9 protein-coding genes and 1 pseudogene are annotated in these 14,237 nt (G+C 44.1%); all 10 read left to right on the forward strand.

The annotated features are described in order from the left end of the window. Positions 1-118: pseudogene (locus PR725_RS20710) on the forward strand (EF-Tu/IF-2/RF-3 family GTPase); the annotation flags it as partial. Between the two features lie 617 nt (positions 119-735). Continuing rightward, positions 736-1,122 (forward strand): preprotein translocase subunit SecE, encoded by a 387-nt coding sequence (secE, locus tag PR725_RS20715; protein WP_004265885.1) that lies wholly within the window; start codon positions 736-738, stop codon positions 1,120-1,122. Beyond that, entirely contained in the window at positions 1,123-1,668 is a 546-nt protein-coding gene (gene nusG / locus PR725_RS20720; RefSeq protein WP_004264378.1) for a transcription termination/antitermination protein NusG, read from the forward strand. A 158-nt stretch (positions 1,669-1,826) separates the two neighbouring features. Beyond that, positions 1,827-2,255 (forward strand): 50S ribosomal protein L11, encoded by a 429-nt coding sequence (rplK, locus tag PR725_RS20725; protein ID WP_004264379.1) that lies wholly within the window; start codon positions 1,827-1,829, stop codon positions 2,253-2,255. Between the two features lie 4 nt (positions 2,256-2,259). After that, positions 2,260-2,961, forward strand: coding sequence for a 50S ribosomal protein L1 (gene rplA, locus PR725_RS20730; RefSeq protein WP_004265881.1), 702 nt, complete (start codon positions 2,260-2,262; stop codon positions 2,959-2,961). A 325-nt stretch (positions 2,962-3,286) separates the two neighbouring features. Beyond that, positions 3,287-3,784: a 50S ribosomal protein L10 gene (gene rplJ / locus PR725_RS20735; protein WP_004264381.1), complete on the forward strand. Its 498-nt coding sequence runs from the start codon at positions 3,287-3,289 to the stop codon at positions 3,782-3,784. A 60-nt stretch (positions 3,785-3,844) separates the two neighbouring features. After that, complete coding sequence (gene rplL, locus PR725_RS20740; protein ID WP_004265879.1) at positions 3,845-4,210, forward strand: 50S ribosomal protein L7/L12; 366 nt, start codon at positions 3,845-3,847, stop codon at positions 4,208-4,210. A 359-nt stretch (positions 4,211-4,569) separates the two neighbouring features. Continuing rightward, positions 4,570-8,598 (forward strand): DNA-directed RNA polymerase subunit beta, encoded by a 4,029-nt coding sequence (gene rpoB, locus PR725_RS20745; RefSeq protein WP_004265877.1) that lies wholly within the window; start codon positions 4,570-4,572, stop codon positions 8,596-8,598. A gap of 108 nt (positions 8,599-8,706) precedes the next feature. Beyond that, complete coding sequence (gene rpoC / locus PR725_RS20750; RefSeq protein WP_109913197.1) at positions 8,707-12,930, forward strand: DNA-directed RNA polymerase subunit beta'; 4,224 nt, start codon at positions 8,707-8,709, stop codon at positions 12,928-12,930. A gap of 294 nt (positions 12,931-13,224) precedes the next feature. Continuing rightward, the gene (locus PR725_RS20755) at positions 13,225-14,178 is read left to right on the forward strand and encodes a hypothetical protein (protein WP_109913196.1); all 954 of its coding nucleotides are present in this window, start codon (positions 13,225-13,227) and stop codon (positions 14,176-14,178) included. Positions 14,179-14,237: the final 59 nt, after the last annotated feature.

Below are 14,237 nucleotides of genomic sequence, written 5' to 3' on the forward strand. Positions count from 1 at the left end.
TATCAACATGATCGTTACCCTGATCCACCCAATCGCGATGGACGACGGTTTACGTTTCGCAATCCGTGAAGGTGGCCGTACTGTAGGTGCGGGTGTTGTTGCAAAAATTATTGCATAATACCGCTCTTTCTGAATAAGAAAGAACCACTTAGTAAAAAAGGGCGTCTAATAGACGTCCTTTTTATACATTGCAAAATTCAGACGTTGCAAAATTAAGAACCTATCTCATCAATCATTTGTATAATTATTGGTGAGATAGGCTCTGAAACAACGAATTGATAACTGTGCGGGCTCCTTTGCGCAGTTATATGAGATTTATTAAGGTTTTGCTCGGAAGATATGGTATATTTTACCGCTGCCACAAAAAGAAAGTCATTTTCTTATTGGTGTAGTTAAAAAATTTGCTGAGCATGCTGAAATTCCTGCAAAATGGAATAGCACTTGTGAAATGGGTAGCACTTGTAAAGTGATAGTACTGACATACAAGTAGTACTTGCGAAATAAAATGTTACTGCAACTTGTTGTGTTTGCAGAACGAATAACGCTAATTACCTCCATTAACAAGGCTAATTACTTTTAGATCGCAGGTGATGTTATTGATATCCCTATCAAATTTTGCAGGCTTAGTTTGTAGTAATTGAGGGATATGTTGGCATATTCTATTGGTTTGGCTTGGTTGTTTTACCTTTGTAAGCAAGCAGGCTATGTACATACTTCATGGTAACAGGTTGAATTATGAGTGCGAATAGCGAAGCTCAAGGAAGTGGACGCAGTGCAGACATCTTCAAGTGGGTCATTGTCTGTGCCTTATTAATAATTGCTATTGTTGGCAATTATTACTTCCGTCAATATAATCTCGCGCTGCGTGCATTTGCAGTTGTGGCTGTTGTCGCTATTGCAGGTGCTGTCGCTTTATGGACTACAAAAGGTAAAGCAACACTGGCGTTTGCACGCGAAGCTCGCGTCGAGATGAGAAAAGTCATTTGGCCTACTCGCCAGGAAACATTGCAAACTACTTTAATTGTTGCTGCAGTAACGGCTGTAATGTCTTTAATACTGTGGGGACTAGATGGTATCCTGGTGCGTTTAGTTTCATTTATTACAAGCCTGAGGTTATTCTAAATGTCCGATTCACCTAAAAAGCGCTGGTATGTCATTCAGGCATTCTCTGGTTTTGAAGGTCGCGTAGCACAATCTTTACGTGAACATATCAAATTACATGCTATGGAAGATTCTTTTGGCGAAGTTATGGTTCCAACAGAAGAAGTTGTTGAAATCCGTAGCGGTCAGCGCCGTAAGAGTGAACGTAAATTCTTCCCAGGCTATGTCTTGGTCCAAATGGTCATGAACGATGACTCTTGGCACTTAGTGCGTAGTGTACCGCGTGTAATGGGGTTCATTGGCGGAACGTCAGATCGTCCAGCGCCAATTAGCGATAAAGAAGTTGACGCTATCATGAACCGCTTACAACAAGTTGGTGATAAACCACGTCCGAAAACACTGTTTGAACCAGGTGAAATGGTTCGTGTTAGCGAAGGTCCATTTGCTGACTTTAACGGTGTTGTTGAAGAAATTGATTATGAAAAGAGCCGCTTAAAAGTCTCTGTTTCTATCTTCGGTCGCGCAACTCCAGTCGAATTGGATTTTGGTCAGGTAGAAAAAGCCTAATCTAAGCGACAAAACTGACTTGCAAAAGGCGTGAAATTTGACTACAATTTCGCGCCTTTTGTTTTTATGTTCGGCGCAAATTAATGTGCGGGACATGTTTAATGTAACGGGGAGCCTTGCAAATTGTAAGGCGCTATCACCCATCTAGAGGAAATATCATGGCTAAGAAAGTTCAAGCCTACGTTAAGCTGCAAGTTGCAGCTGGTATGGCGAACCCAAGTCCACCAGTTGGTCCAGCTCTGGGTCAACAAGGTGTTAACATCATGGAATTCTGTAAAGCGTTCAACGCAAAAACAGACAGCCTGGAAAAAGGTTTACCAATTCCTGTTGTTATTACTGTTTACGCAGACCGTTCTTTCACTTTCGTTACCAAAACTCCACCTGCAGCAGTTCTGCTGAAAAAAGCAGCTGGCGTTAAGTCTGGTTCAGGCAAGCCTAACAAAGATAAAGTTGGTAAAGTGACCTCTGCTCAGATTCGCGAAATCGCTGAAACTAAAGCTGCGGACATGACTGGTGCTGATGTTGACGCAATGATGCGTTCAATTGAAGGTACTGCTCGTTCCATGGGCCTGGTAGTGGAGGACTAAGACAATGGCTAAACTGACTAAGCGCATGCGCAATATCCGTGAAAAAGTTGATGCAACTAAACAGTACGACATCAACGAAGCCGTTGCACTGCTGAAAGAATTAGCAACTGCTAAATTCGTAGAAAGCGTTGACGTAGCTATCAACCTGGGCATCGATGCTCGTAAATCTGACCAAAACGTTCGCGGTGCAACTGTACTGCCACACGGTACTGGCCGTTCAGTTCGCGTTGCTGTGTTCGCACAAGGCGCAAACGCTGAAGCTGCTAAAGCTGCAGGCGCTGAACTGGTAGGTATGGAAGATCTGGCTGATAAAATCAAAGCTGGTGAAATGGACTTTGACGTTGTTATTGCTTCTCCAGATGCAATGCGCGTTGTTGGCCAATTAGGTCAAGTTCTGGGCCCACGTGGTCTGATGCCAAACCCGAAAGTTGGTACTGTAACTCCAAACGTTGCTGAAGCAGTTAACAATGCTAAAGCAGGTCAGGTTCGTTACCGTAATGACAAAAACGGAATCATCCACACCACTATCGGTAAAGTTGATTTCGACACTAACAAACTGAAAGAAAACTTAGAAGCACTGCTGATCGCGCTGAAAAAAGCAAAACCAGCTTCTGCTAAAGGTGTTTTCATCAAGAAAGTTAGCCTGTCTACCACTATGGGTGCAGGTGTTGCTGTTGACCAAGCTGGTCTGTCAGCGACAGTTTAATTGCTATAGCTTCGGCTAATTGGTAATTAGGCTTTACCTTTGCGTCAAATTTGTATAAAATTTGACGCCTTGAGTTTGTTGGGTATAGCAATATACTCAACAAACCACAAATTTCGGTATGGAGTCTGGCCTTTCCAGACCCCGTCCAAGACCGCAGGTGTAGTCTAACCGCTGCTTAATTTACCTGCGTAGACGGTGACAGAGATACCTAGAATTTAATTCTGGATTTCTATTCTGCTCACCGTGTTTTAGCGCTCTTACATAATGTTGTGTTTGAGTGATGTGAGTCCCGGGGTTTCCCGGTTAATCCAGGAGCAAGAAGCTAATGGCACTAAATCTTCAAGACAAACAAGCGATTGTTGCTGAAGTCAGCGAAGTAGCCAAAGGCGCGCTTTCTGCAGTTGTTGCTGATTCACGCGGCGTAACTGTAGCAAAAATGACTGAACTGCGTAAAGCAGGTCGCGAAGCTGGCGTTTATATCCGTGTTGTTCGTAACACACTGATCCGCCGTGCTGTTGAAGGTACTTCTTATGACGTACTGAAAGACGTGTTTGTCGGTCCAACCTTAATTGCTTTCTCTAACGAACACCCGGGCGCTGGCGCTCGTCTGTTCAAAGAGTTCGCGAAAGCGAATCCAGCATTTGAGATTAAAGCTGCGGCCTTTGAAGGTGAGTTAATCCAAGCGAAAGATATCGATCGTCTGGCAACTCTCCCAACTTACGATGAAGCAATCGCACGCCTGATGTCAACCATGAAAGAAGCCGCTGCAGGCAAATTGGTTCGTACTCTGGCTGCTCTGCGCGATCAGAAAGAAGCTGCATAAGCCCTTTCCTTCGTTGCTTTTTAACGTATAAACTATTTCTGAATTTTAGGAACACTTGTTATGTCTATCACTAAAGACCAAATCCTTGATGCAGTTGCAGAAATGTCTGTAATGGACGTTGTTGAACTGATTACTATGATGGAAGAAAAATTCGGCGTTTCTGCTGCTGCAGCTGTTGCTGTTGCTGCGGGCCCAGCTGAAGCTGCTGAAGAAAAAACTGAATTCGACGTTGTACTGTCAGCTGTTGGCGGTAACAAAGTTGCAGTTATCAAAGCAGTTCGTGGTGCAACCGGTCTTGGCCTGAAAGAAGCTAAAGACATGGTAGAATCTGCTCCAGCTACTATTAAAGAAGCTGCAAGCAAAGACGAAGCTGAAGCTCTGAAAAAATCTCTTGAAGAAGCAGGCGCTTCTGTTGAACTTAAATAAGTTCAACTTCAAGAACGCAGCCTGATCTAATTAGGCTGACGGCTGGTGATTTTTTAATCACCAGCCTTTTTGCGCTGTAAGGCGTGATGGGTGTTAACAGCTTTTCACGCAGTTTTAATGTTAACAACAACCCTCCAATACTTCTTTCTATTGACGACTTAATATACTGTGTTCTTCGCTACGACCCGCTCGGGTAGCTCGGTAGCAATGGCAACGCAATGAAATGATTTAAGAGTAATAGCAATGAGTATTAAGGAAAGTATTCATTTTCCGTTTCTTATATAAAAACGCGTTGCGGTTCAGTCTCTTAAACTAAGAGCTAACCACTTGGGTCACTGATCAACGAGCTGAGGAAACCTATGGTTTACTCCTATACCGAGAAAAAACGTATCCGTAAGGACTTTGGTAAGCGTCCACAAGTTTTGGACATACCTTATCTCCTTTCTATCCAACTTGACTCGTTCCAGAAGTTTATCGAGCAAGATCCAGATGGCCAGAATGGGCTGGAAGCAGCTTTCCGTTCTGTGTTTCCAATTCAGAGCTACAGCGGTAATGCTGAATTACAATATGTCAGCTATCGTTTAGGCGAGCCTGTTTTTGATGTTAAAGAATGTCAAATTCGCGGTGTAACTTACTCTGCGCCTTTACGTGTGAAATTACGTCTCATCGTTTATGAGCGTGAAGCACCGGAAGGAACTGTTAAAGACATCAAAGAACAAGAAGTTTACATGGGTGAAATTCCACTCATGACTGAAAACGGAACTTTCGTTATCAACGGTACTGAGCGTGTTATCGTTTCTCAGTTACACCGTAGTCCAGGTGTATTCTTTGACAGCGATAAAGGTAAAACACACTCTTCAGGTAAAGTGCTATATAACGCACGTATTATCCCTTACCGTGGTTCATGGCTTGATTTCGAATTCGACCCGAAAGATAACCTGTTTGTACGTATTGACCGTCGCCGTAAATTACCTGCGACCATTATTCTGCGTGCAATGGATTACAACACCGAAGAAATCTTAAATCTGTTCTTCGAAAAAACAGTATTCCAAATCCGTGATAATAAACTGATGATGACGCTGGTTCCTGAGCGTTTACGTGGTGAAACTGCTTCGTTTGATATCGAAGCGAACGGTAAAGTCTATGTAGAAAAAGGCCGCCGTATCACTGCACGTCACATTCGTCAGTTAGAGAAAGAAGAAGTCAATAGTATCGAAGTTCCTGTTGAATATATCGCAGGTAAAGTTGTTGCTAGAGACTATATTGATGAAAGCACCGGTGAGCTGATTTGTGCAGCGAACATGGAACTTTCTTTAGATATGTTGGCACGTCTGAGCCAGTCTGGTCATAAAACAATCGAAACATTGTTTACCAATGACTTAGACCACGGTGCTTACATTTCTGAAACCGTTCGTGTCGACCCAACTAACGACCGTCTGAGTGCATTGGTAGAAATCTACCGCATGATGCGTCCTGGTGAGCCACCAACCCGTGAAGCTGCAGAAAACCTGTTCGAGAACCTGTTCTTCTCTGAAGACCGTTACGACTTGTCTGCGGTAGGTCGCATGAAGTTCAACCGTTCACTGAACCGTGAAGAAATCGAAGGTTCAGGTATCCTGAGTGAAGAAGACATCATTGATGTTATGCGTAAACTCATCGATATCCGTAACGGTAAAGGCGAAGTGGATGATATCGACCACCTAGGTAACCGTCGTATTCGTTCTGTTGGTGAAATGGCAGAGAACCAATTCCGTGTCGGTCTGGTTCGTGTTGAGCGTGCAGTGAAAGAGCGTCTTTCTCTGGGCGACCTTGATGCATTAATGCCACAAGATATGATCAATGCGAAACCAATTTCAGCCGCAGTTAAAGAGTTCTTTGGTTCCAGCCAGCTGTCTCAATTTATGGACCAGAACAACCCGTTGTCTGAAATTACGCACAAACGTCGTATCTCTGCGTTAGGCCCAGGTGGTTTGACTCGTGAGCGTGCGGGCTTCGAAGTACGTGACGTTCACCCAACTCACTACGGTCGTGTCTGTCCAATCGAAACGCCTGAAGGTCCAAACATCGGTCTGATCAACTCATTATCTGTTTATGCACAGACCAATGAGTACGGTTTCTTAGAAACCCCATACCGTTTAGTACGTGATGGCTTAGTGACAGACGAAATCCATTATCTGTCTGCAATTGAAGAAGGTAACTTCATCATTGCTCAGGCGAACACCGTTTTAGGTGATGATGGTAGCTTTGTTGAAGAACTGATTACGTGTCGTAACAAAGGTGAATCAAGCTTATTCAGCCGTGAACAGGTTGAATATATGGACGTTTCGACTCAACAGGTTGTTTCTGTTGGTGCGTCCCTGATCCCATTCCTTGAACACGATGACGCCAACCGTGCATTGATGGGTGCAAACATGCAACGTCAAGCGGTTCCTACTCTGCGTGCTGACAAACCATTAGTTGGTACAGGTATGGAGCGTGCAGTAGCGGTTGACTCTGGTGTTACTGCTGTTGCAAGACGTGGTGGTTCGGTTCAGTACGTTGATGCTTCTCGTATCGTTATCAAAGTTAACGAAGATGAGATGTACCCAGGCGAAGCTGGAATCGATATTTATAACCTGACTAAATATACCCGTTCTAACCAGAACACCTGTATTAGCCAGATGCCTTGTGTATCTTTAGGTGAGCCAGTTGAACGTGGTGACGTGTTAGCGGATGGTCCTTCAACAGACCTCGGTGAATTAGCACTTGGTCAAAACATGCGCGTGGCATTCATGCCATGGAATGGTTATAACTTCGAAGACTCCATCTTAGTTTCTGAGCGTGTTGTTCAAGAAGACCGTTTTACAACTATTCATATTCAAGAGCTCTCTTGTGTGTCTCGTGACACTAAATTAGGGCCTGAAGAAATCACTGCAGATATTCCAAACGTCGGTGAAGCTGCACTGTCTAAACTTGATGAATCCGGTATCGTGTATATTGGTGCGGAAGTGAAAGGCGGCGATATTCTGGTTGGTAAAGTGACACCTAAAGGTGAAACTCAGCTGACGCCAGAAGAGAAACTGTTACGTGCTATCTTCGGTGAAAAAGCATCAGACGTTAAAGACTCTTCTTTACGTGTTCCTAACGGTGTATCTGGTACGGTTATTGACGTACAAGTATTTACCCGTGACGGCGTAGAGAAAGACAAACGTGCATTAGAGATCGAAGAAACTCAGTTACGTGATGCGAAGAAAGACTTAACAGAAGAGCTACGTATTTTCGAAGCAGGTCTGTTTGCACGTATCCGTTCTGTACTGGTTAACGGCGGAATTGAAGCTGAAAAACTGGACAAACTGCCTCGCGACCGTTGGTTAGAGTTATCTTTAGCTGACGAAGAGAAGCAAAACCAGTTAGAGCAATTAGCTGAACAGTATGACGAACTGAAATCTGAGTTCGAGAAAAAACTCGATGCAAAACGTCGTAAAATTACTCAAGGTGATGACTTAGCACCGGGTGTACTGAAAATTGTTAAGGTTTATCTGGCTGTTAAACGTCAGATCCAACCGGGTGATAAAATGGCGGGTCGCCATGGTAACAAAGGTGTTATCTCAAAAATCAACCCAGTTGAAGACATGCCTTACGATGAAAACGGTAACCCAGTTGATATCGTTCTGAACCCGCTGGGCGTACCATCACGTATGAACATCGGTCAGATTTTGGAAACTCACTTAGGGATGGCAGCGAAAGGTATTGGTGAGAAAATCAATGCTATGCTTAAACAGCAAGAAGAAGTTGCCAAACTGCGTGAGTTTATCCAAAAAGCATACGATTTAGGTGATGATCCACGCCAGAAAGTTGACTTGAACACTTTCTCTGACGAAGAAGTTATGCGTTTGGCTGAGAACCTGAAAAAAGGTATGCCAATTGCAACACCAGTATTTGATGGTGCGAAAGAGAAAGAAATCAAAGAACTGCTGAAATTGGGTGGTCTGCCAACTTCAGGTCAGATTACATTATTCGATGGTCGTACTGGCGAGCGCTTTGAGCGCCAAGTAACTGTTGGCTACATGTATATGCTGAAACTGAACCACTTGGTTGACGATAAGATGCACGCCCGTTCAACAGGTTCTTATAGCTTGGTTACTCAGCAACCGCTGGGTGGTAAAGCGCAGTTCGGTGGTCAGCGTTTCGGGGAGATGGAAGTGTGGGCACTGGAAGCATACGGTGCAGCCTATACTCTTCAAGAAATGCTTACAGTTAAATCGGATGACGTTAACGGCCGTACGAAGATGTATAAAAACATCGTCGATGGCAGCCATCAGATGGAACCTGGTATGCCGGAATCTTTCAACGTATTACTGAAAGAAATTCGCTCACTGGGTATCAACATCGAGCTGGAAGACGAGTAATTCGTTTTATGCCGGAAAGCTTGCTTTCCGGCACATGTAAGCACTGGGATTTGGGGAGAGTGTCTTTGAACACTCACCTGACAGGTCTAACTCCGACAGGAGCATTTTGTGAAAGACTTAATAAAGTTTCTGAAAGCGCAAACCAAGACCGAAGAGTTTGATGCTATCAAGATTGCTCTGGCATCACCTGATATGATCCGTTCATGGTCATTCGGTGAAGTTAAAAAGCCAGAAACCATTAACTACCGTACGTTCAAACCTGAGCGTGACGGTCTTTTCTGTGCGCGTATTTTCGGGCCAGTAAAAGACTACGAATGTCTGTGCGGTAAGTACAAACGTTTAAAACACCGTGGTGTGATTTGTGAGAAGTGTGGCGTTGAAGTTACACAGACCAAAGTCCGTCGTGAGCGCATGGGTCACATTGAACTTGCATCTCCGACTGCACACATTTGGTTCTTAAAATCACTGCCATCCCGTATCGGCTTGCTGCTTGATATGCCACTGCGTGATATCGAACGCGTTCTGTACTTTGAATCATATGTAGTTGTTGAAGGCGGTATGACTAGCCTTGAGCGTGCACAGATTCTGACAGAAGAGCAATACTTAGATGCGCTGGAAGAGTTCGGTGACGAATTTGATGCGAAAATGGGTGCGGAAGCAATCCAAGGCCTGCTGAAAAACCTCGATCTTGAGAACGAGTGTGAAACGCTGCGCGAAGAGTTAAACGAAACTAACTCTGAAACTAAGCGTAAGAAGCTGACTAAGCGTATCAAACTGCTAGAAGCATTTATCCAATCTGGTAACAAGCCAGAGTGGATGATCTTAAACGTATTACCTGTATTACCACCGGATCTGCGTCCATTAGTTCCACTCGATGGTGGTCGTTTCGCAACATCAGATCTAAACGATCTGTATCGTCGCGTAATCAACCGTAATAACCGTCTGAAACGCCTCCTGGATCTGGCTGCGCCAGACATCATCGTACGTAACGAAAAACGTATGTTGCAAGAAGCGGTTGACGCCCTGTTAGATAACGGTCGTCGTGGTCGCGCAATCACAGGTTCTAACAAACGTCCTCTGAAATCTTTGGCAGATATGATCAAAGGTAAACAAGGTCGTTTCCGTCAGAACTTACTTGGTAAGCGTGTTGACTACTCAGGTCGTTCTGTTATCACCGTAGGTCCATACCTGCGTCTGCATCAGTGCGGTCTACCTAAGAAAATGGCTCTTGAGTTATTCAAACCATTTATCTATGGCAAATTAGAATTACGTGGTCTGGCAACAACCATCAAAGCTGCGAAGAAAATGGTTGAGCGCGAAGAAGCGGTTGTTTGGGATATCTTGGATGAAGTTATCCGTGAACACCCAGTTATGCTGAACCGTGCACCAACACTTCACCGTCTGGGTATCCAAGCTTTCGAACCTATTCTTATCGAAGGTAAAGCTATCCAATTGCATCCACTCGTTTGTGCGGCATATAACGCCGACTTCGATGGAGACCAAATGGCGGTACACGTTCCTCTGACTCTGGAAGCTCAGTTAGAAGCACGTGCGTTGATGATGTCAACCAACAACATCCTGTCACCTGCAAGTGGTGAGCCTATCATCGTTCCTTCACAGGACGTTGTATTGGGTCTTTACTACATGACACGTGACTGCGTAAACGCGAAAGGCGAGGGCATGGTATTAGCCGGTCCTAAAGAAGCTGAGCGTGTTTACCGTTCAGGTCATGCGTCACTGCATGCCCGCGTTAAAGTCCGTATCACTGAAGAAGTAAAAGATTCGGAAGGTAACATCACAATCAACACGGGCTTAGTTGACACTACTGTTGGTCGTGCAATTTTATGGATGATCGTACCGAAAGGTCTGCCTTACGAATTGGTTAACCAAGCGTTAGGTAAAAAAGCGATCTCTAAAATGCTGAACACCTGTTACCGTGTTCTGGGCCTGAAGCCTACTGTTATTTTTGCTGACCAAATCATGTATACCGGTTTTGCCTATGCGGCACGTTCTGGTGCATCAGTTGGTATCGATGATATGGTTATTCCAGAGAAAAAAGCTGGAATTATCGCCGAAGCAGAAGCTGAAGTTGCAGAAATTCAGGAACAGTTCCAGTCTGGTCTGGTTACAGCAGGCGAACGTTACAACAAAGTTATCGATATCTGGGCAGCGGCAAACGAACGTGTTGCTAAAGCGATGATGGAAAACTTATCGACTGAAGCGGTTATTAACCGTGATGGCGTCGAAGAACAACAAGTTTCTTTCAACAGTATCTTTATGATGGCCGACTCCGGTGCTCGTGGTTCTGCAGCTCAGATTCGTCAGCTAGCCGGTATGCGTGGTCTGATGGCTAAGCCAGATGGCTCAATCATCGAAACACCAATCACGGCAAACTTCCGTGAAGGTCTGAACGTTCTCCAGTACTTTATTTCTACGCACGGTGCGCGTAAAGGTCTTGCCGATACCGCATTGAAAACAGCGAACTCCGGTTATCTGACTCGTCGTTTAGTTGACGTTGCGCAGGACTTGGTGGTAACTGAAGACGACTGTGGAACTCACGAAGGTATCCTGATGACTCCGGTTATCGAGGGTGGCGACGTTAAAGAACCACTGCGTGAGCGTGTACTGGGTCGTGTGACTGCAGAAGATATTCTGATCCCAGGAACTGCGGACATTCTAGTTCCACGTAATACATTACTGCACGAAAAACTGTGTGACCTGTTAGAAGCTAACTCAGTCGACAGCGTTAAAGTTCGTTCAGTTGTAAGTTGTGAAACTGACTTCGGTGTGTGTGCTCACTGTTATGGTCGTGACCTTGCTCGTGGTCATATCATCAACAAAGGTGAAGCTATCGGGGTTATCGCGGCACAGTCAATCGGTGAGCCGGGTACACAGTTAACGATGCGTACGTTCCACATCGGGGGTGCGGCATCTCGTGCAGCGGCAGAATCTAGCATTCAAGTCCGTAACACAGGTACTCTGAAACTGGTTAACGCAAAATTCGTTACGAACTCAGAAGGTAAACTGGTTATTACTTCACGTAATACAGAGCTGCGTCTGATTGACGAATTCGGTCGTACTAAAGAAAGCTATAAAGTCCCTTACGGTGCGCACTTGACGAAAGGCGATGGCGATGCAGTAACGGGCGGTGAAACTGTTGCGAACTGGGATCCACATACCATGCCAGTCGTCAGTGAAGTATCGGGTATTATCAGCTTCTCTGACATGCTTGATGGTCAAACAATGACGCGTCAGACTGATGAATTAACCGGTCTGTCTTCAATCGTTGTTCTGGATACTGCGGAACGTACCAGTGGTGGTAAAGACCTACGTCCTGCTTTACGTGTTATTGACGCAAATGGTAACGACGTTCTTATACCTAACACAGACATGCCTGCTCAGTACTTCTTACCGGGTAAAGCAATTGTTCAGTTAGATGATGGCATCGCAATCAATGTCGGTGATACCTTAGCGCGTATTCCACAAGAATCTGTGGGTACTAAAGATATCACGGGTGGTCTGCCACGCGTAGCTGACTTGTTCGAAGCACGTCGTCCGAAAGAGCCTGCAATCTTGGCTGAAATCAGCGGTATTATCTCGTTTGGTAAAGAAACCAAAGGGAAGCGTCGTCTGGTTATCACACCATTAGATGGTAGCGATCCGTACGAAGAGATGATCCCTAAATGGCGTCAGCTTAACGTGTTCGAAGGTGAGATCGTTGAACGTGGTGACGTGGTTTCCGATGGTCCAGAATCTCCACACGATATTCTGCGTTTGCGTGGTGTCCATGCTGTTACGCGTTATATCACTAACGAGGTTCAGGAAGTTTACCGCTTACAAGGCGTTAAGATTAACGATAAACACATTGAAGTTATCGTTCGTCAGATGCTGCGTAAAGTCACTATCGCGGATGCAGGAAGTTCTGAATTCCTCGAAGGTGAACAAGTCGAGTACTCACGTGTTAAAGTTTCTAACCGTAAACTGGAACAAGAAGGCAAAATTCCAGCGAACTTTGCTCGTGACCTGTTGGGTATTACTAAGGCATCTCTGGCAACAGAATCCTTTATCTCAGCAGCATCGTTCCAAGAAACGACACGCGTACTGACTGAAGCAGCAGTTGCAGGTAAACGTGATGAACTGCGCGGTCTGAAAGAAAACGTAATTGTTGGACGTCTGATCCCAGCAGGTACTGGTTTTGCGTATCACCAAGACCGTATCCGCCGCCGTCATCTGAACGATGTTGTGGATGCACCACAAGTCAGTGCAGATGAAGCAACAGCGAACTTAGCTGAGCTGTTAAATGCAGGTTTCAGCAGCGACAACCAGAACTAATTTCTGATTTCACTGCAAAATTCCTGACAGAAGCCAGTACCGAAAGGTACTGGCTTTTTTATATCTAATAAAATGATAAATTGATTTTTATTTTTCTAATTTGAATTCATCAATAAATCCTTTTATTTCTTAAATTTATCTGAATATGTAATACGTATTTCTATTTTTAAAATATATCGGCCAGTGAAAAAACGTAATAATAATTTTCCGGGTTAAAAATTAAACGGTAATAAAAATAATAATACAAAAATCACTTTCAAATTATTTAATAGGAATAAATAAAAGGAATATACGATGGATAAAAAAAAGACAAATGAACAGGTAGATACAAATCAAGCCAGCCTTTCGGCTTATCATGGTTTATTATCAAATTCATTAGGGGTAATGAATACATCTCAGATAGTCACTGGGAACGGACAAATTGCGTTAGATTTAGTTGTTGTTATCGACACCAGTGGTTCAATGGCTGATGAAGCAGGGGATTTAAGTAAACAGATTGATGCGACGATTGAAGCGGCATCAGCAAAATGTCCATCGCATCTTCGTGCCACATTTTTAGGTATTGAAGGAACTTGGGCAAACACTAAGTTTGATCAATCTGCCAGTGAATATTTAATTAAGATCGGTGCGAACGAAAGGGATCTACAAGCTAGATTGCCATTTAAAGAATCTGATGGGCAAGACCATGCTGGAAATAAAGAAGATTTATGTCGTGCTGTTATTGATATTAGTAAACACTTTGATTGGCGAGATGATGCGCGTAGGGCTATTTTTGTGCTGGGTGATGAAGGGATGGAAGGTGGTGGCGGAATTCTTACTCGTGCTGCAATTGCAAAAAATAATGAAGCCATATCTGTCGCTCAAGAAAGAGGAATTAAGGTGTATACCTACCAAGGTACACCGGATGATAGCCCAACAAATCTAGATCGTTTTCCGACTCTTGCTGATAGAGATAACGTGACGAGGGAGTATGAACGACTAGCCAAAGAAACCGACGGACGTGCGTACATTTACACCACAGGGATTGCAAATTTTTCCTTGGTTTTACAGGAAATATTGTGTGACAGCTTAACACCACCAGTAAAACCAGATAAAGGTTTATTAAATTGTGATGCGGTGTGTGACAACTTGCCATTAATTATCAATACAGTAAATACATTGTCCGATATCATCAATAAAACTATCAACTCTTGTTGCCCAATAGACTCAGATACGAAACATGATGATTCATGCCAGTGTAAACATTAATATTGTGTTATGAAAATAAAAGCGGGAAAAGATTCCCGCTTTGTAATTATTACTGGTAA

The organism is Providencia sp. PROV255, assembly GCF_028478065.1.
GTDB classification, from domain to species: Bacteria; Pseudomonadota; Gammaproteobacteria; order Enterobacterales; family Enterobacteriaceae; genus Providencia; species Providencia rettgeri.

Excerpts from the sequence above, each read along its gene's own strand:
- rplL (WP_004265879.1), top strand. The coding sequence starts at position 3,845 with ATGTCTATCACTAAAGACCAAATCCTTGATGCAGTTGCAGAAATGTCT.
- rpoB (WP_004265877.1), top strand. The coding sequence starts at position 4,570 with ATGGTTTACTCCTATACCGAGAAAAAACGTATCCGTAAGGACTTTGGT.
- PR725_RS20755 (WP_109913196.1), top strand. The coding sequence starts at position 13,225 with ATGGATAAAAAAAAGACAAATGAACAGGTAGATACAAATCAAGCCAGC.
- rplA (WP_004265881.1), top strand. The coding sequence starts at position 2,260 with ATGGCTAAACTGACTAAGCGCATGCGCAATATCCGTGAAAAAGTTGAT.
- nusG (WP_004264378.1), top strand. The coding sequence starts at position 1,123 with ATGTCCGATTCACCTAAAAAGCGCTGGTATGTCATTCAGGCATTCTCT.
- rplJ (WP_004264381.1), top strand. The coding sequence starts at position 3,287 with ATGGCACTAAATCTTCAAGACAAACAAGCGATTGTTGCTGAAGTCAGC.
- secE (WP_004265885.1), top strand. The coding sequence starts at position 736 with ATGAGTGCGAATAGCGAAGCTCAAGGAAGTGGACGCAGTGCAGACATC.
- rplK (WP_004264379.1), top strand. The coding sequence starts at position 1,827 with ATGGCTAAGAAAGTTCAAGCCTACGTTAAGCTGCAAGTTGCAGCTGGT.